This window comes from Cerasicoccus maritimus (assembly GCA_031296935.1).
Lineage (GTDB): Bacteria > Verrucomicrobiota > Verrucomicrobiia > Opitutales > Cerasicoccaceae > Cerasicoccus > Cerasicoccus maritimus.
This window is the reverse complement of record JAVDPD010000023.1, coordinates 49,268-65,611: the sequence shown is the minus strand read 5'-3', so window position 1 is coordinate 65,611 and position 16,344 is coordinate 49,268. Positions and strand designations below refer to the sequence as shown.

19 protein-coding genes are annotated in these 16,344 nt (G+C 57.2%); 10 read left to right on the top strand and 9 right to left on the bottom strand.

From position 1 onward, the window contains the following. Positions 1-121 precede the first annotated feature (121 nt). Positions 122-1,381: a diaminopimelate decarboxylase gene (locus RBB62_RS14250; protein ID WP_309399631.1), complete on the top strand. Its 1,260-nt coding sequence runs from the start codon at positions 122-124 to the stop codon at positions 1,379-1,381. A gap of 103 nt (positions 1,382-1,484) precedes the next feature. Further along, positions 1,485-2,315: an inositol monophosphatase family protein gene (locus RBB62_RS14245; RefSeq protein ID WP_309399630.1), complete on the top strand. Its 831-nt coding sequence runs from the start codon at positions 1,485-1,487 to the stop codon at positions 2,313-2,315. Between the two features lie 23 nt (positions 2,316-2,338). Here RBB62_RS14245 and RBB62_RS14240 read toward each other — a convergent pair whose 3' ends face one another. Next, the gene (locus RBB62_RS14240; protein WP_309399629.1) at positions 2,339-2,602 is read right to left on the bottom strand and encodes a hypothetical protein; all 264 of its coding nucleotides are present in this window, start codon (positions 2,600-2,602) and stop codon (positions 2,339-2,341) included. Positions 2,603-2,853: 251 nt separating this feature from the next. On the opposite strand from RBB62_RS14240, the gene ribH reads away from it, so the two are divergent. The 4 genes from ribH to ftsY are packed head-to-tail and all read left to right on the top strand — an operon-like array spanning position 2,854 to position 5,266. Beyond that, positions 2,854-3,423 (top strand): 6,7-dimethyl-8-ribityllumazine synthase, encoded by a 570-nt coding sequence (gene ribH / locus RBB62_RS14235; protein ID WP_309399628.1) that lies wholly within the window; start codon positions 2,854-2,856, stop codon positions 3,421-3,423. Between the two features lie 21 nt (positions 3,424-3,444). After that, positions 3,445-3,906, top strand: a complete 462-nt coding sequence (nusB, locus tag RBB62_RS14230) for a transcription antitermination factor NusB (RefSeq protein WP_309399627.1) — start codon at positions 3,445-3,447, stop codon at positions 3,904-3,906. A gap of 7 nt (positions 3,907-3,913) precedes the next feature. Next, positions 3,914-4,330 (top strand): hypothetical protein, encoded by a 417-nt coding sequence (locus tag RBB62_RS14225; protein WP_309399625.1) that lies wholly within the window; start codon positions 3,914-3,916, stop codon positions 4,328-4,330. A gap of 3 nt (positions 4,331-4,333) precedes the next feature. Then, positions 4,334-5,266 (top strand): signal recognition particle-docking protein FtsY, encoded by a 933-nt coding sequence (ftsY, locus tag RBB62_RS14220; RefSeq protein WP_309399624.1) that lies wholly within the window; start codon positions 4,334-4,336, stop codon positions 5,264-5,266. A gap of 154 nt (positions 5,267-5,420) precedes the next feature. Here the strand turns inward: ftsY and RBB62_RS14215 are convergent, their stop codons facing one another. After that, positions 5,421-5,750, bottom strand: a complete 330-nt coding sequence (locus RBB62_RS14215) for a DMT family transporter (protein WP_309399623.1) — start codon at positions 5,748-5,750, stop codon at positions 5,421-5,423. Next, a complete protein-coding gene (locus tag RBB62_RS14210; protein ID WP_309399622.1) occupies positions 5,750-6,472 on the bottom strand; it encodes a zinc ribbon domain-containing protein in 723 nt (240 codons plus the stop codon). Before RBB62_RS14210 ends, RBB62_RS14215 begins: the two co-directional genes overlap by 1 nt. Positions 6,473-6,897: 425 nt before the next feature. Between RBB62_RS14210 and RBB62_RS14205 the strand changes: the two genes are divergently transcribed. Together RBB62_RS14205 and RBB62_RS14200 are read left to right on the top strand one after the other, a co-directional pair. Continuing rightward, positions 6,898-7,932 (top strand): 3-oxoacyl-ACP synthase III, encoded by a 1,035-nt coding sequence (locus tag RBB62_RS14205; protein ID WP_309399621.1) that lies wholly within the window; start codon positions 6,898-6,900, stop codon positions 7,930-7,932. A 2-nt stretch (positions 7,933-7,934) separates the two neighbouring features. Next, on the top strand, positions 7,935-8,804 hold the full coding sequence (locus tag RBB62_RS14200) for an alpha/beta fold hydrolase (protein ID WP_309399620.1): 870 nt from the start codon (positions 7,935-7,937) through the stop codon (positions 8,802-8,804). 5 nt (positions 8,805-8,809) lie between these two features. Here the strand turns inward: RBB62_RS14200 and RBB62_RS14195 are convergent, their stop codons facing one another. Together RBB62_RS14195 and RBB62_RS14190 are read right to left on the bottom strand one after the other, a co-directional pair. After that, positions 8,810-9,058, bottom strand: coding sequence for a type II toxin-antitoxin system RelE/ParE family toxin (locus RBB62_RS14195; RefSeq protein WP_309399619.1), 249 nt, complete (start codon positions 9,056-9,058; stop codon positions 8,810-8,812). A gap of 54 nt (positions 9,059-9,112) precedes the next feature. Then, positions 9,113-9,340 (bottom strand): addiction module protein, encoded by a 228-nt coding sequence (locus RBB62_RS14190; protein WP_309399618.1) that lies wholly within the window; start codon positions 9,338-9,340, stop codon positions 9,113-9,115. 473 nt (positions 9,341-9,813) lie between these two features. On the opposite strand from RBB62_RS14190, the gene RBB62_RS14185 reads away from it, so the two are divergent. After that, positions 9,814-11,352, top strand: coding sequence for a hypothetical protein (locus RBB62_RS14185; protein ID WP_309399617.1), 1,539 nt, complete (start codon positions 9,814-9,816; stop codon positions 11,350-11,352). 1,547 nt (positions 11,353-12,899) lie between these two features. Here RBB62_RS14185 and RBB62_RS14180 read toward each other — a convergent pair. The 4 genes from RBB62_RS14180 to RBB62_RS14165 all read right to left on the bottom strand — a co-directional run bounded on the left by RBB62_RS14180 (position 12,900) and on the right by RBB62_RS14165 (position 14,492). Next, entirely contained in the window at positions 12,900-13,259 is a 360-nt protein-coding gene (locus RBB62_RS14180) for a transposase (RefSeq protein WP_309399616.1), read from the bottom strand. Beyond that, positions 13,259-13,453 (bottom strand): hypothetical protein, encoded by a 195-nt coding sequence (locus RBB62_RS14175; protein WP_309399615.1) that lies wholly within the window; start codon positions 13,451-13,453, stop codon positions 13,259-13,261. Before RBB62_RS14175 ends, RBB62_RS14180 begins: the two co-directional genes overlap by 1 nt. A 176-nt stretch (positions 13,454-13,629) precedes the next feature. Then, positions 13,630-14,007, bottom strand: coding sequence for a tetratricopeptide repeat protein (locus RBB62_RS14170; RefSeq protein ID WP_309399614.1), 378 nt, complete (start codon positions 14,005-14,007; stop codon positions 13,630-13,632). A gap of 20 nt (positions 14,008-14,027) precedes the next feature. Beyond that, positions 14,028-14,492, bottom strand: a complete 465-nt coding sequence (locus RBB62_RS14165) for a Fur family transcriptional regulator (protein ID WP_309399613.1) — start codon at positions 14,490-14,492, stop codon at positions 14,028-14,030. Between the two features lie 210 nt (positions 14,493-14,702). Between RBB62_RS14165 and RBB62_RS14160 the strand changes: the two genes are divergently transcribed. After that, positions 14,703-16,325: a DUF7507 domain-containing protein gene (locus RBB62_RS14160; RefSeq protein WP_309399612.1), complete on the top strand. Its 1,623-nt coding sequence runs from the start codon at positions 14,703-14,705 to the stop codon at positions 16,323-16,325. The last annotated feature ends 19 nt before the right edge of the window (positions 16,326-16,344 follow it).

Here is a 16,344-nt window from a genome sequence, read left to right as displayed (position 1 = left end):
GGCATTCAAGTTTTACCGCTCAGAGCACACCTTGAGACTCCCCAGGCGACCGTGCTGGTAAATCCCCAAAACAAGCTGGAAAAACCAGCGAAAGTAGTCCTTTGTAATTGGCTTTTTCGTCATGGAAACCTTGCGCAACCTCACCACCGTCCAGGCACGCGAAGCTCGCGAAGCCTTCGGCACGCCTTTGTACGTTTATTCCGCCAACGCGCTCGAAACGCAGGCCAAGCGCGCCCTCGCTTTTCCGAACGCTTTCGGCCTTACGGTGCGCTACGCCATGAAGGCATCGCCCAACGCCGCCATCCTCAAGCGCTTCACTGCCCTCGGCCTCCACATCGATGCCTCCTCAGGCTTCGAAGTACGACGCGCACTGACAGCCGGCGTGCCGGCGGGTAACATCTCGCTGAGCACCCAGGAGATGCCCGAGTTTTTCGCCGAGCTCCACGCAGCCGGCATCAAGTTCAACGCATGCTCGCTCGCCCAGCTTGAGCGCTTCGGCCAGCTCTTCCCCGGCCAAGCCTGTGGCGTGCGCTTCAACCCGGGCCTCGGCTCCGGCGGCACCGGCAAGACCAACGTCGGCGGCCCCCACTCCAGCTTTGGCATTTGGCACGAATGGGCCGACCAGGTGGAAACCATTGCCGCAAAGTATGAGCTCACCATCGAGCGCATCCACACCCACATTGGCTCCGGCAGCGACCCCGAAGTCTGGGCCCGCGTCAGCGTGATGTCGCTCGACCTCGTGCGCCGCTTTAAGGACGTAACGACCCTCGACCTCGGTGGCGGCTTCAAGGTCGGCCGCATGGCGGACGAGCAGTCCACGGACCTCCAGGTCATCGGCCAGCCCGTCAAAGAAGCCTTTGAACAGCTCGCCGCCGAAACCGGCCGCAAGATCCACCTTGAGATCGAGCCCGGCACCTTCCTGCTCGCCAACACCTGTTCCCTCGTCGCCACGGCGCAGGACATCGTGTCCACCGGCGGGCCCGATGGCCGCGAATTCATCAAGCTCGACAGCGGGATGACGGAGATTCTACGCCCCTCCCTCTACGCCGCCCAGCACCCGATCGTCGTGATCCCGGCCAGCGAAACCACTGAGACCGAAGACTACCTTGTGGCTGGCCACTGCTGCGAGTCGGGCGACGTGTTAACCGTCGGCGCGGACGACCCCGAGTCACTCCAGCCACGCACGCTCACCAAGGCCGCACCGGGCGACCTCGTCGTCATCGAAGGTGCCGGTGCCTACTGCTCGGCCATGAGCGCGAAGAATTACAACAGCTTCCCCGAAGCCGCCGAAGCCATGTTAACCCAGGATGGAACGCTCAAGCTGATCCGCCGACGCCAGACTTTGGAACAGATCCTGCAAAACGAAGTTTGCGAAGATTAGAAACGATTCGCCGCGAAAAGGCGCAATCAGCTCAAAGAATTGAATGCCTTCCCTTTTGAGTATTTTGCGCCTCTTTGCGGCCAGCAACACATCGACCTGATTAATGGGGAAACTTTCCAGCAAATTACGCCGCGACCCGATGACCACCACCCGACACCGTATCAATGCCGGGCGCGTGGCGGTTCAGCAGCAGGTCGACTTCTTTCGCCGCCAGTTTGGCTGCGTGGCCAGTGACTGGAAAGCGGACGACACCCGCGTCACCTTTGCCGACTTTGCGATTTCGGAAAAGCTCTTTGCCGAGCTGCGCGGCTCCTTCCCGCACGACGATTTTTGCAGCGAGGAATCCAGCCCGGAAGACGAACTCCTTTCGCTCGAAGCCGAGTTCTGCTGGGTCCTCGATCCCATCGACGGCACAAACAATTACTACTTTGGCCTGCCGATGTGCGCCATCTCGCTCGCGCTCCTGCGCAAGGGCGAGCCGATCTATGGCTTTGTTTACGACCTGGCCCGCGACACGCTCGTCGAGGGCGGCCCGGACTTCGGCCTCATGGACGGCTCGGCGAAGGCCAAAGTTAAAACCGCCGAGCTCGATCCACACAGCATCATCGGCCTGCACTTTCCGCTCAACGCCAACGAAGTCGCGCCGCTGGGCGACTGGATGCAAACCTACCGCGTCCGCTCGTTTGGCAGCAGCACGCTAGCCATCACCTACGCCGCGCTCGGCAAGATCGACGGCTGCCTCGACTCCCGCGTCAAGGTGTGGGACATCGCGGCGGCCTACGCACTGGTTAAAGGCGGCGGCGGCGATTTTCATTGGTTCGACGAGCCCGCATTCCCCATGCAGGACTTCAAGGTCGACCAGCCCAAGCTCCGCTTTGCCGCCGGTTCGCTGTCCTTCGTGACCGAAGCGAAAAAGCTCAACTTCGACGCCTAACCTGCGCCACGATCAAGTCTGCGTCAGCCCGCCCAACGCTGCTTGTGGATGTGCCACGAGTTGAGCAGCGGTTGACGCGCCGCTTGCGGAAACCCCGGCGAGAAATCCAGCGTCAACCCACCACGCAGCACCACGCCATAGATCACGCCGCTGGCGAGCTTGCCATGCTCCACCTGCTCATGCACGGCCGCCAAAAACGCCGACGGCAACGGCTTGCGCGCATAGGGCTTCACGGCACCCGCATTCACCTCCACGGCAAACTTCACACTGGGCAAAAATCGTTTCAAGGCAAAGAGCGACGTCATATAAGTAACCAAACTAAATATTACGGATTCTCACGCAAGGCCTTGTTCCTTAGCATAAGCAAGAGGGTTTCCCGATTAACCTTACGGCAATCGCCTACTAACATGAGTAAAGGCATTTTCCTGTAAAATTCGGCTTTGCGCGGAAAATAGCGACTTTCCCCAAGGACCATTTTCTTATCGCCAAAGCGGCCTCCGATGCCCACTGTCCTTCCCTTGCACAATTGCCAGAACCCATGAGTGAGCACCAAGCACAGTTTGAAGACCTGGACGCCAGCGACCTGTATTTTTCCATCATCGCGGCCCGCTACAACGGCGAGCTGATCGATGTGCTGATCCAGCGCGCCGTCCAAACACTGGTCGACCACGGGGCCAATCCGGAGAACATCGACATCAACCGCGTTCCCGGCTCCAACGAAATCCCCTACCTCGCTGGCATGCACGGCCTCACGGGGCAATACGACTGCATCATCGGCCTCGGCATCATCATCAAGGGCGGCACCGCGCACGATGAAGTCATCGCGCACTCCACGGCCAACGCCCTGCACACTGCCTCGATGTCCACCGAGACACCAATCATCAACGGCATCATCACCGCCAACACCGAAGAGCAGGCCATCGAACGCGTCAAAGGCCCGCTCGACCGCGGCGCCGAGTTTGCCCGCGCCTCCATCGAAATGGCCCGTCACAAGCTCGAAGTCATTGAGACGCTCGACGAGCTCGAAGAAGCTGAATTCCTCGAAGACTACACCGTCAGCGATGACGATGATGACGACGACCTGAAACGACTTTTCCGCAAAAACTAGCCTTACCAGCCTTTTCCCACCATGAGCGACCAGCCTGCCAGCAAGCCGCCCAGCGCACGACGCCAAAACCGTGTCGCCGCGATGCAGTTCCTTTACATGTGCGAGTCCAACAACCCGCAAAACCTCGACTCCGCCTTGCGCCTGTTTTTCGAAAACCAGGAAAAGGAGCGCGATTTTTACTCCTTCGGGGAAGAACTCGCCGTCGAAGCTTGGGAAAACCACGAGGAAGTGGACGGCGTGATCCGCGAATACGCGCACAACTGGTCCTTTGACCGCATTGCCAAGGTCGACTTGGCCATCCTGCGCCTGGCGATCTTCGAGCTGAAATACCGCCTCGACATCCCGCCCATCGTCACGATCAACGAGGCCATCGACCTGACCAAGGAGTTCTCCGACCCGGAAGCGCGCCGCTTCATCAACGGCATCCTCGACCGCTACAAGGGCACCCTCCAGCGCCCCCTCCGCTCCGCCGCCACGAAGTAGAAGCATCGTGAAAGTCTGGCTGCCAAGAATACTATGTTATGGATTTCTTGCGGCTATTCTACTGGCTACCGCAGTCATTATTCTGCCTTGGCCACAACCTAGCGCCCAAGAACTGCTGGATCGTTACATATTGAAACCCACACCAGCTGGCGCTTCCGTGGATGTTCAACGCTATAATAACCCTTCCCTCGGAGATGGTCTGCTAATCGTTGAACTTCAACTGCAGGACGGCGACCTCGAAAAGATATTAGCTCAGCGTCCTTGGGAGCAAATAACAAAAGAAGAAGCATCCTGTCTCATTTCAGCGATAAGAAGTTTACCTTCTGAAGATGCCGTGATTTATCAATTGAGACTATCCGATGTAGCAATCGCACAAATGTTTGTTGTCGATGGTAACCAAATGAAGTTAGTTGCTCAAATTTAAGACATGCGTTCCTTTCTCCAAAAATTTAACGAGGGCCTTAAGCGCACGACGCCCACTTTTTACAAGGCCTTTGGCAAGGTCGGCGGCGTGTTCAGCGGCAAAAAACTCGACGACGACGCCATCGACGAGCTCGAAGAAGCGCTCTACGGCGCGGACTTCGGTGTCGAGACCGCGACCGAGATCATGGACGAGATTCAGGCCGCCTACAAGAAGGACAAGTCCCTTCGTGGACAGGACGCCGCCGCCATCGGAGCCTCTGTCCTCCGGCGCGTGCTAGATGGCGCCGAGCCGCCCGAAAATTTCCTCTCCGGCGCGCAGCCGGAAGTCATCTGCCTGATCGGCGTCAACGGCTCGGGCAAGACGACCACCACCGCCAAGCTCGGGTGGCGCTTTACCGAAAACGACCAAGGCGTGGTCATCGGCGCTTGCGACACCTTCCGCGCCGCCGCCAATGAGCAGATTAAATCCTGGGCCGACCGCCTCGGCCTCGACCTGATCGCCAGCCATCACGGGGCCGACTCCGCCGCCGTCGCGTTCGACGCCTGGCAGGCCGCCAAAAACCGCGATCGCCAAGTCCTGATCCTCGACACCGCAGGCCGCCTCCACACCAAGGGCAACCTGATGGAGGAGCTGAAGAAGATTCGCCGCGTCCTCCAAAAGAACGACGAAACCGCGCCGCATCATGCCTGGCTCGTGCTCGACGGCTCCATCGGCTCCAACTCCATCGAGCAGGCGCGCAAATTCCACGAAGCTTTCGGCCTCACCGGCCTGGTCATTACGAAGCTCGACGGCACCAGCCGCGGCGGTGCCCTGGTGGGCATCTACCGCGAGCTCAAGATACCGATCTACTTCGTCGGCCTCGGCGAGCAAAAGGAAGACCTCCAGCCCTTCAGCGTCGACAACTACGTCAACGCCATCTTCGGCCTGGAAAGTTAACCCAGCATCCTGCTGGACCGATAGATTTGCCCATTGGGCAAATGTGGACGCCTACGGAGAGGCAAACGCACGGCGATGGCAGAGCATCCGTCCTCCAGCGGAGTCCGCATTTGCACACTGTGCAAATCAAACGGTCCAGCGGGACGCTGGCTGGCTAGTGATTGCCGGCGAGCTTGAGCGTTGCCACGCCGCCAATGATCAGCGCTACGCCAACCCAGCGCCAGAAATTCGACGCATCGCCGAATACCAAGACGCCGACAACAAACGTGCCCGCGGCGCCAATGCCAGTCCACACCGCGTAAGCCGTGCCGATCGGAATTTGCTTTTGCGCGATCCACAGCATGTAGCCGCTGATCGCCATGGAGATCACGGCAATCGCAATGCCGAGCGCAACCTTACTCGTGGTCTGCGAAATCTTCAGCCCGATTGGCCAGCCGATCTCGCAGAGACCGGCGAGAAACAAGCATAGCCAATACTTCGACATTAGAGCTCCCAGTAAATCACGCGCCCGCAGTTTTCACAGTGCACGGGATCGGCGTCCTTTTGGCGTGTGGCCGACTCGGATTCGCTGGAAAGCTTCAGGTGGCAGCCGCCGCATTTGTGGTCCTCGACCGGAACCACGTAGGGAGGCTTGGGGCGACGCATTTTCACGCGCTTGTAAGAGGCAAGAAACTTGGCACCGCACTTGGCTTCCTCGGCAGCGACCTCGGCCTTGGCGGCTTCGATCTCACCGAGCAAAGTTTGCTCGCGGTCCTTGAGTGTTTCGACTTCGTCGCGGTAAAGTTGGATTTCAGCGTCGGCGGCCGCCTTGGTTTTGGCGAAGGCTTCATTGCCATCATCGATCTCTAACATCAGGCCGATTTCGGCTTCCTCGAGGTCGCTGACCTTGGCTTCGGTCTGCTCGATTTCGTGGGTGAGCGCCTGGTATTCATCATTTTTCTTAACCTGCATCTGCTGGTTTTTGTATTTGATGACCTGCTCCTCGGCGGACTTCACGTCGTTGTCGAGGTCTTTGCGGCGCACTTCGAGCTCCTGCAGCGCCTTGCGGGCGGCGGCGAGCTTGGCTTCCTCCTCGGCAATTTTCTTCTCGTTTTTGGCGACTTCGAGCGGGATCGTTTTCAGCGATTGCTCGATGTTAAAGAGCCGCGAATCGCGGTCCTGCAAAATTAAAAGCTGCTCAATCTCGGGGTCCACGCTTTGCATCATGCACCGGGCGGCCCAGCAATAAAGTCTTTTCTGCGAGGAAATGTGGCGACGAGGCAACGTTCGCTCAAAAAGGTAGGGCGCAGTCTCCAGACAAGCCGCCAGCATCCTGCTGGACCGATAGATTTGCGCTGTGCGCAAATGCTGCTCCACCTAAGCTGCTCGTTTGCACTTCGATCAATCTAGCTGAGGTAGCGCAGGCGCGTCCCGCGCCGCACCCCATGCTGACCCAATCAATCTGCATCTTGAAAGAACAGATGACCACTCAAACGTGGCGGCTTGTCTGGAGACTGCGCCCTACCTTGACCACTCCGATGGGGTGCGGCGCGGGGACGCGCCTGCGCTACCTGTATTGATGGACGACAGACTCGCCTCGACGATATGCGCTTGCCCCGGCGGGGGTTATTGCCCAGAACTGCGCGTTTGCCATGTTTACCTTTTCGCAGTTGGCCATTGAGAGCCTTGCCTACGCCGAGCCGCCCGAAGTCTGGACTTCGGACGATATCGAGGCGCGCCTGGCCCCGCTGTATGAGCGACTCAAGCTGCCCGCCGGTCGCCTGGAGCTGATGACCGGCATTCGCGAGCGCCGTTTCTGGCCGCTTGGACACCGCCCGTCCGCCGCCTCCGCCGAAGCCGGCAAAAAAGCGCTCGCGCAGTCCAAGTTTGGCCCCGGCGACATCGACCTCGTCATCCACTGCGCCGTGTGCCGCGACCGTCTTGAGCCCGCCACCGCCGCCGCCGTCCACCACGAGCTCGGCCTCGGCCAGCACTGCCAGCTTTTTGATTTATCCAACGCCTGCCTGGGCTTCATCAACGGCCTCATGGTCGCGGGCGGCCTGATCGAGAGCGGGCAAGTCCGCCGCGTGCTCCTCGTCTCCGGCGAAAACGGGCGCCCGCTGATCGAGCGCACGCTCCGCGTCCTGCTGGAGGGCGACCACACGCGCAAGAGCGTGAAACCGTATTTTGCGAACCTCACCATCGGCGCCGGCGCCGTGGCCGCGGTCCTCTGCCGCGCCGAGGAGACCGACGCCCCCTGCCCCCGCATCATCGGCGGCGTGACGGGCAGCGACTCCACCGCCAACCAACTTTGCCAGGGCGACTCCGCCGGCGGCGAGCTGGATATGCAAACCGACTCCGAGGCGCTGCTCGCCGCGGGCGTCAACCTCGCCCAACAGACCTGGACGCGCTTTCAGGACCACACCGGCTGGACCACTGACACGCCCGACCGCGTGATCTGTCACCAGGTTGGCCGACGCCACCAGCGCGCGCTTTTTGAAGGCCTCGGCCTCGCGCTCGACAAAGATTTTTCCACCTTTGAGGAATGGGGCAACGTCGGCTCCGTCTCCCTGCCGCTCACCCTCGCCAAGGCCCGCGAAACCGGCGCGCTAACCACGGGCTCCAAGGCCGCGCTGCTCGGCATCGGCAGCGGCCTCGTCTGCGCGATGCTCGCCCTGGAATGCTAGACATGGATTTACCCGCCAACATCCGCGCGCTGTATCCCTTTGCCTCTCACTGGCTGGAAACGCCGGCCGGTCGCCTGCACTACGTCGACGAAGGCGCGGGCGAAGCCGTGATCATGCTCCACGGCAACCCGACGTGGTCCTTCTTTTACCGCGACGTCATTAAAGACCTGTCCGCGACCCACCGCTGCATCGCGCCCGACCACATCGGCTGCGGCCTCTCGGACAAACCCCAGCAGTGGACCTACCGCCTGCAGGACCACATCGACAACGTCAAGGCGCTCGTCAACGAGCTCGGGCTGGAGTCGTTTTCGCTGATCGTCCACGACTGGGGCGGCGCGATCGGCATGGGCCTCGCCGAAGCCATGCCCGACAAGGTCAAGCGCATCGTCGTGCTCAACACCGCGGCCTTCCGCTCGCAGCGCATCCCCAAGCGCATTGCCCTGTGCAAGGTCCCCGGCTTTGGCGAATGGATCGTGCGCGGGTTCAACGCCTTTGCCGCGCCAGCGCTGACTATGGCCTCCTCCAAAGGCCTCCCCGCCGACGTCAAAGCGGGCTTCATTTTCCCCTACAACAACTGGGCCAACCGCATCGCCACCCACCGCTTCGTGGCGGACATCCCGCTGGACGCCACACACCCCAGCTACGCCACGCTCAAGCGCGTGGAAGAAGGCCTCGCGCAGTTTAAAGACCGCCCGATGCTCATCCTGTGGGGCCAAAAAGATTTCTGCTTCAACAACCACTTCCTCGCCGAATGGCGCACCCGCTTCCCCGACGCGAAGGTCCAGCTCTATCCCGACTGCGACCACTACGTCCTCGAAGACGCCGGCGCTGAAGCCAGAGGCGTGATCTCGGAGTTTTTGCGGCGAGACTGAACTGGCTAAGAATCAGCTGAGGAAATCCGATCCTTCCAATATTCCGGCTTTCGCTTCAGATGAGCCACCGCCACGATCAAAATCTCGTCGGCTCGCAGTTGGTAGATGATCCCATAAGGAAACGTTTCGAGACGGCAGCGACGCGTGTTCGTCGATAGCTGCATCCAACCATCCGGGTATTTCTGAATCCTCTCTTCAGTCTTCTTGAGCTCGTTGTAAAACCGCAAGCCAAGGCCTGGATCAAGCCTCCTCATAGTAGTCAATTGCTTCGAAAACTTCCGCAGTGGCGGGAGAGAGATACCTGAGCCTCATATACCCAAGCGCTTTTCGATGGCTTGGTGCAAGGCATCCGCATCCATCGCCTCAACCGCACCCTGCTCGAATGCAACAACACGCTCTTCCGCTTCGGCTGCCCAAGCGGCATCAACCTCGCGCTGCTCCGGTGAGTCCAAGCTGGCCAAAATCTGCTCCGCCAAACGAAGTCGCTCGACCGACGGGATGCGCATCGCCTCGGATGTCAGTTCTTCCAAAGTCATACCCCTAGGATGAAGAATATTCTACGATTTTCAATTTCATTCGCAAGATGATGCAGACTAATGCTCATCGACCGACAGACATCCTTCAATCGCCTCCTTGATATTGCGCTTCAACTCCTCAATATGTTTCGCCTTGTGAGACGTAACCTAGTATCGCCGGAGCTTCAGCCCAAAATGCAATCTCTTTAGTGCTCATTAGCCGCAGGTCTGTCAGGTTTCGCCGAATTATCAATACTTCGTTGGAGTCTTGTCATAGCTCCAAACTCTACCCCGACTGCGGCCACTACGTCCTCGAAGACGCCGGCGTTGAAGCACGGGCCGTGATCACGGAGTTTTTGCGGGAGTGAGCAGGCTACAGCTCATGAGAGGCTAATCGAAGCACCCTAAAATTAATCCATCCGCAGCGGCTGGACTTTACTTTCAAAATAAATAGACTAAGGTTAGCTCACTGTCCTGCTCAAACCTACTACATTATGAATCGCATCCTCTCACTGCTGGCCGCCAGCCTTTCGACTGTGTCTTTGCAAGCACTCGAATTCGAGTTTAATAACAATCTCGGCTCCGTCTCCTCCAGCGACGTATGGCTCATGTGGCAGCAATCGCCTAGTGGCAGTAACACCACCAACACCTTTACGGTCAGCTATAAAGACTACTCGGACAACACCCACAGCATCACGCTTGACAGCTTTCCTAGCACAGGGACCTATGCTGGTCTCAACCAGTTGAGCACCCCGCTCCAACTGAGCAGCATCAAGAGCATGACGCTGACCAGCGTGAACAGTGGCGTTTTATATTTCGGACTCGACGAGACCGGCTCGGGCAATCCGTTTTCCTCATCTGCCGCGCCATCTCCGCAAGCCGACACCTATGCTTTTGAAACGGTCGAAATTACCTCCCGAGGCCAACAAGGAGACCAAGGCGACTTGACCGCCATCAACTATTATAGCTTCCCCCTGAATGTGCAAACCTACGGGACGAAGAGCGGCGTCCCCAACACGCTGTTTCAAACATCCGGCTTCGGCGCCAACACCCGCCAAAGCACCTACACTGCTTTACAAAACACCTTCGTCAGCCCGACGCCAAGCGGATATAATCCAGTCATTACCAACGGCAGTAACACCGTCCGTATCCTCGGTCCAGCTGGCTACTACTTCCAAAACGGCAGCACAACAAAATTTACCACTGGCCCCTACCACACCTTTCAGGGCTATCTCGCACAGGTTTACGCCGACCAGCAAGCATCGGAAAATCCTACCACCACCAAGCTAAGCTACGGTGGCAACGGTGGCTACACAGCAGACTTGACTGTGACTCAACACGGCGAGCCTGGTAGCGAAACATATGGGATTAAAATTGATAACGTCGTCTCCAACACAAACACGACGCCAACCCCAGTCTCTGGCAGTATTGTTGTCGATCCCGATGATGACGACAACACACCTACATCCACTCTGCTCTACACCGGCACTTGGAATGACAACATGGGCACAGTCGACCAAACCATCACAGACTCTGGCCTACTGGCCACGCTGGTCGCATCGGCATCCGCCTCGTTCATCACCGGAGCCGTCAACAGCGACACCGCATTCCCAGGTAGTAGCGCCACGCCCCCGGAAAACGAATTCCGCTTCCAAGAGTCCGATGACTGGTTCACGCAGAATCCGGGTAACGCAGCAACCGACCCCGGCCTCTACTTTGACGAGCTACAGCCAACTCCCGATGAACTCACCGAGGCATACTACGATCCATTTCTGTCCGTAATCACTGACTTAGCCGACTACTCTATTTACGGTAGCCCCTACGCAGACCGCTACGGCGAGTGGGGGGTCGACCTCAACGCGACTGTTTACGGCCTAGATTTAGACCCAGTGGACAAATGGGTCATTACGCTGGGCGCCGTACCTGAGCCATCCCACTACACAATGATGGCCGGCATTGCAGTTCTGATTGGAGTCGTTTGGCTTCGGCGCCTCGACAACAGTTCCAGTCCCCGCAGAAACGCTCAAAATTAACTTCCCAGAAATCGGGATCAGCGTTCCAGAAGCCTTCCCAAACGCCACCATTTTCGCGGCGTCCATTATGTTCGCAGTGGTACCTCTTTGCCAACGGTCATCAAGCTGAACGACGTCGACTCCCAACATTGCCACAGCGTTTATTTCTGCCAGTGATTAGAGCACTTTTCATCTAAGTTGGCGATCAGGCCGCAGTGATTTTTTGTGTTCAGCAAGGCGGCTTGAACGCGGCAGACTGTAAGCCTGTGAGCGAAAAGCCAACGCCGCTGGTGCGGAAAAGCACTCGGCTCAAGGCTTGGGGCCAGATTGGAAGATCGCTGCGTTGGCATTTCAATCACGGGCTTTCAGCCCGCTCAATCAATGCCGCCTTGCACTGCATCCAATCTTTTCCCCACCTAATTCGGACAAGTTAGATGAAAAGTTCTCTAGAAAAGAACAGCTCCAGAAAAACATTCGTTACACGAGCGGAGCAAAGATCCACTTATTGAGCAGCGCCGACCAGAAATGCATCACCGAAGAGAGCTTCCACCGATGGAAGCTCTGTTTTGCATGATGGAGTTCGACCAGGCCTCAAAGCACTGAGTCATAGCAACATAGCACAGGGGCATCCGCACCCGCACACCATGCCCCGAAAAAGCCTACGTAGGAAACTCGGAAAAGCCTACGTAGGAAACTGGCCAAAGCCTATACGGTTGTTGCCGAAAAGCCTTAGTAGGAAACTCGAAAAGAACCGCTCGGTTCTTTCTCCAGTACAGCATCGGTTATTGAGCAAGTACAGCCACTGTTGTTGCTCTAGTACAGCAGCGGTTCTTTTTGAAAACTCAGGTGTGGGAATTGAAAAACACCCTTGATGGCAAAACCGAACGCCAAAAATCGGGTTGATGGTTTCGTGGCAGAGATCCACCTCGAAAAATGTCAATCATCCGAAAAGTCTGTTCCCTTGACCAGCCCACCCACCGCGTCGTAGTGCCATTTAAAAAATCTGACTGAGGTAGCGGCCAGCGTCCTCGCTGGCCACGGATTGGAACCAAATGAAGGGGTTGAAAAACTAACGCGCATGGCGGCTAAACGCTTAGCACAGACCGACTCAATCTAGCCAAGCATGCGCATGGCCAGCGAGGACGCTGGCCGCTACCTCGAAATCACAGGTGCGAAAAATGAAGCGCACCCTTGGTGGCATCACCGAACGTCAAAAATCGGGTTGATGGCTTCGTGGCAGAGATTCACTTCGAAAAAATGTGAATCATCCGAAAAGCCTGTCCCCTTGACCGCTATCCTAGATAAATGCGAACCGCTTTGCGGGCTTGGCGGCACAAACTCTGCGACTGCCCCTTGCTGGCAAGCTTCGCAATAAACGGATCCACACGATCCCCTTTCGCCCCGGTCGCCCCATACTTCGCCTCAAAATCCAGAAAGTAGCGCACCCACTTCAGGCCACTTCGATTAACAGACAGTTTCCACACAGCAGATGATCTTTGTTTCTTTTCGATGTTCGCAGAGTGCGCGGAGAGGCCTGTGAGGGCTCCGCGATGATGCTTTTGAGTCATTTAGTGGTTGATTTGATGAATTGAGGCAGGCTCATGCTGGGCGATGAAACATCGCGAAGCGGTCGAGATTGTAGGTGAGGTTGGTGAGCGCGGTTTCGAATCGACATCGTCGTTTGCCGATGCGCCTGAACTGGCAATCAGCCCCAGCTCGCGAAGCTTTGCATTGAAGAGTTCGAACACCGCCAGCATGCCGTCGGCACCTAATCGTTCCTTGAATGACCAGATCGTCGCGTGGTCGGGCGACCCATCGCCGGGACGCAAACCCAGGAAGCGCAAAAAGCTGAAACGATCCATGGTCTGGAACTCCGTTTCCTCGTCGGACAGGTCGAAAAAGCGTTGCAAGACAAGCACCTTGAGCATCAACACCGGACACCACGGCAGCCTCCCGCCTTCTTCTGATCCCCGTAAGCCAAATGCTCTTTCAGCACCGGGCGAAACGAATCCCACTCGATCACCGCCAACCGATCCAGGCTGCTCTTACGCTGCGAAGCGGTGTCCACATGCGACAAAATATCGAACAAATTACTTTGAAAACTCCCAGTTTTTACACGCATATCCAAAAAAATTAGGACACAGTAGAGCTGTCGTGGTTAATCGAAGTGGCCTATCGGGGTAGGGCGCAGTCTCTAGACAAGCCGCCGCGTTAGCTGGTCGTCGAATCAATCACACTGAGGTAGCGCAGGCGCGTCTCGCGCCGCACCCCATGCTGAAGGCATTCCATCTCCGCCGCTTACTCCGTGCCTTGCTCGAAAGCTTCCAGCTCGATCACGATTTCGCGAAAGAGCGGGTGTTCGTGGAGCTCTTTAAAATCGGGGTCGTCGAGTAGCCAGGTTACGTCGCGGTAGCCGAGGTCGACTGCGTGGCGCAAAGCGCGCAGGGCTTCGTCGTTTTGCTGCTTGAGCGCTAGCGAGCAGGCTAGGTTGTAGTGGGCAGTGGGGTTTTGGGGTTGTAAGTCAACCAGGCAACTGTCCATGCGCAGGCTGTCGTCCACATTACCAAGGTCTGAATAGAGGCTGCCGAGTATTTCCACTACCTCCGGGTCCGTCGGGTTACGCCGATGGACGCTTTCGAAGAATTCAATTTCGAAGCTATGATCTTCCTTGGGCATTGCCGGAATTAATTGTCTGGCTAGTCTTTGCTCGGATTTATTTTACGCGCGGTCACCTGTAGGCGCATGGCGACGGGCTCCATTCCTAGGCGCTCGCAAACAGTTTTGCCGTACCATTCCATGAAAGGGGCGTCGACTTCGTAAATTTTGTCGTTGTCGGCGTCGATGACCTGCGCTTGGAAGGTGCGCGTTTCGCGGTTGGCAAGGTAGTATTTATTATCCAAACCAACGTCAACTTCGCGGATCATTCCACTTTCTACTAAGATGGGCAACGAACGATAAACGGTGGCGCGGGAGACGGATGAATCGATCTTGCGGGAGCGGTCCAGAAGGTCTTCTGCGGTATAGTGGTCCTCGGCGTCATAGGCTGCGTCAAAGATAGCTATGCGTTGGTTGGTGACTCGCAAACCCTTGCTAGTCAGGAACTGCTGAAAAGTTTCGCGGGGGTTGTCCAGGGTCATTTCGGTGGCTTCTTGTAGGCTCATGGCTATTTTTATTGAGACTAATTTGAGACATGTGCGCCACGGGTCAATCGAGAAACGACAAAAAATTGTAAGCCTACGAAAACTAGGGCATTAGGTGATCGTAGAAATGCGATTGGTAGTTGACGAGCATCACTTTACGGACAAGATATCGTTTTTACAGATCGGTAGAGTTGCCGATGTTACGCAATACTGAACTCTCACACTAACACTATGAAGCGCACTAAGTCCCTCCTCAAAACCGTTATGGTTCCGGGTCTGGCAATTGCGGCTTTGCTTTCAGGCTGTGGCACTACAGCTGATAGTAAGCCTGCACCGCAATCCCAGACAGCGGCACCTGCACCGACTCCCGCTCCGAACTACGCACGTACGTCCGGCGATGGCTATGTCGTTTACGAAGACCACCTGGTAAAGGTCACGAAGCGTTACGGCTCCGGTTCGACCGTTGGCCAGACCTACACCTACGACATTGATGTCATGGCCAAGCAGCCCGTCACCAATGTAGAAATTGACGAGTTCCTTCCGAGCTCTGTTAAGTTCAAGGATTCGACTCCTAAGGCTAGCATGAACCAGTACGGCATGCCGAGCTGGGACCTTGAAGCAATCGAAGCAGGCGCGACCGAAACCATCAAGGTTATGGTTGTTCCCGGCTCCACCGGCACTTTCGACGTCTGCTCCGTTGTTAAGGCTGATCCGCTCGTCTGCCTGCCGCTCTTTGTTGGCAAGCCCGAGCTGACCATCACCAAGACTGGTCCGGCTATGATCGAGCTGGGTGAATCCGCTACTTGGAATATCGCTGTTAAGAACACCGGTAACGCCGCTGCTGACATGACGACGATCAAGGACGCAATGCCTGCCGAGTTCACCGCTTCCGGCGCACTCAGCAAGAATGCTGGCACCCTTATGCCGGGTGATACTGCAACCTTCCAGGTTGTTGGTAAGTCCACCAAGGTTGGTAAGTTCACCAACACCGCCACCGCCAACTTTGATGGCGGCGAGCCCGTCACCGCTTCCGCTCCGATTGAAGTCGTTAGCTCCGCAGTCGCCATCACCAAGACTGGCCCGGCTGAGCAATACATCTTCGTTCCGGCTGACTACAAGATTACTGTCACTAACAAGGGTAACACCACCCTCACCGGTCTGGTCGTAACTGACAAGATTCCGGACGGCGCAGTGCTCCAAGGTAAGGTTGCCAAGAGCGGCGAAGTTGCTGACATCGACACCGGCAAGACGGTCTTCATCAAGCCGACCCACGACCCGACACGCAACGTATACGGTTACTGGCGCCCAGGCAGCACCAACAAGCAAACCGACGACCATGCTGACATTATCACATGGAAAATCGACTCGCTCGCTCCCGGTGCTTCCGAAACCTTCACGGTTACTTACTACTCGGCCAAGCCGGGCACGCTCACCAACGTTGCTGATGTTAAGACCGCTCGCGGCCTGACTGACAGCGCTTCGGCCAAGACCCTCTGGAAGGCTGTTCCGGGTGTTCACACCTCGATCGCTGACTCCATTGACCCGATCCAGGTTGGCATGCAAACCGTTTACACCATCAAGGCCCTCAACCAGTCGCCATATGAAGGCATCACCGTTACCTCGCAGGTCATTACTCTGCCAGCTAACGTGAAGGTTGACAGCGTCAGCGCTGGTGGCACGGTATCCGGCCAAGTGGTTACCTTCGGCGCCGTTGATCTGGCTCCAGGTAAGGAAGTTACCCGCACTATCACCGTTACCGGTGTAAGCGGTGGCACCATCACCACGAAGATGGAAACCATGACCAACTTCCGCACGGTGCCGATTCTCGACCAGGAATCCACCACGATTTACTAAGTCGAATCGGATAACTAAC

Coding starts and splice junctions, on each gene's coding strand:
- RBB62_RS14215 (WP_309399623.1), bottom strand. CDS start 5,750: ATGTCGAAGTATTGGCTATGCTTGTTTCTCGCCGGTCTCTGCGAGATC.
- RBB62_RS14210 (WP_309399622.1), bottom strand. CDS start 6,472: ATGATGCAAAGCGTGGACCCCGAGATTGAGCAGCTTTTAATTTTGCAG.
- nusB (WP_309399627.1), top strand. CDS start 3,445: ATGAGCGACCAGCCTGCCAGCAAGCCGCCCAGCGCACGACGCCAAAAC.
- RBB62_RS14200 (WP_309399620.1), top strand. CDS start 7,935: ATGGATTTACCCGCCAACATCCGCGCGCTGTATCCCTTTGCCTCTCAC.
- RBB62_RS14165 (WP_309399613.1), bottom strand. CDS start 14,492: ATGAGCCTACAAGAAGCCACCGAAATGACCCTGGACAACCCCCGCGAA.
- RBB62_RS14250 (WP_309399631.1), top strand. CDS start 122: ATGGAAACCTTGCGCAACCTCACCACCGTCCAGGCACGCGAAGCTCGC.
- RBB62_RS14245 (WP_309399630.1), top strand. CDS start 1,485: ATGGGGAAACTTTCCAGCAAATTACGCCGCGACCCGATGACCACCACC.
- ribH (WP_309399628.1), top strand. CDS start 2,854: ATGAGTGAGCACCAAGCACAGTTTGAAGACCTGGACGCCAGCGACCTG.
- RBB62_RS14180 (WP_309399616.1), bottom strand. CDS start 13,259: ATGCTCAAGGTGCTTGTCTTGCAACGCTTTTTCGACCTGTCCGACGAG.
- RBB62_RS14190 (WP_309399618.1), bottom strand. CDS start 9,340: ATGACTTTGGAAGAACTGACATCCGAGGCGATGCGCATCCCGTCGGTC.
- RBB62_RS14205 (WP_309399621.1), top strand. CDS start 6,898: ATGTTTACCTTTTCGCAGTTGGCCATTGAGAGCCTTGCCTACGCCGAG.
- RBB62_RS14175 (WP_309399615.1), bottom strand. CDS start 13,453: ATGCGTGTAAAAACTGGGAGTTTTCAAAGTAATTTGTTCGATATTTTG.
- RBB62_RS14195 (WP_309399619.1), bottom strand. CDS start 9,058: ATGAGGAGGCTTGATCCAGGCCTTGGCTTGCGGTTTTACAACGAGCTC.
- ftsY (WP_309399624.1), top strand. CDS start 4,334: ATGCGTTCCTTTCTCCAAAAATTTAACGAGGGCCTTAAGCGCACGACG.
- RBB62_RS14170 (WP_309399614.1), bottom strand. CDS start 14,007: ATGCCCAAGGAAGATCATAGCTTCGAAATTGAATTCTTCGAAAGCGTC.
- RBB62_RS14160 (WP_309399612.1), top strand. CDS start 14,703: ATGAAGCGCACTAAGTCCCTCCTCAAAACCGTTATGGTTCCGGGTCTG.
- RBB62_RS14185 (WP_309399617.1), top strand. CDS start 9,814: ATGAATCGCATCCTCTCACTGCTGGCCGCCAGCCTTTCGACTGTGTCT.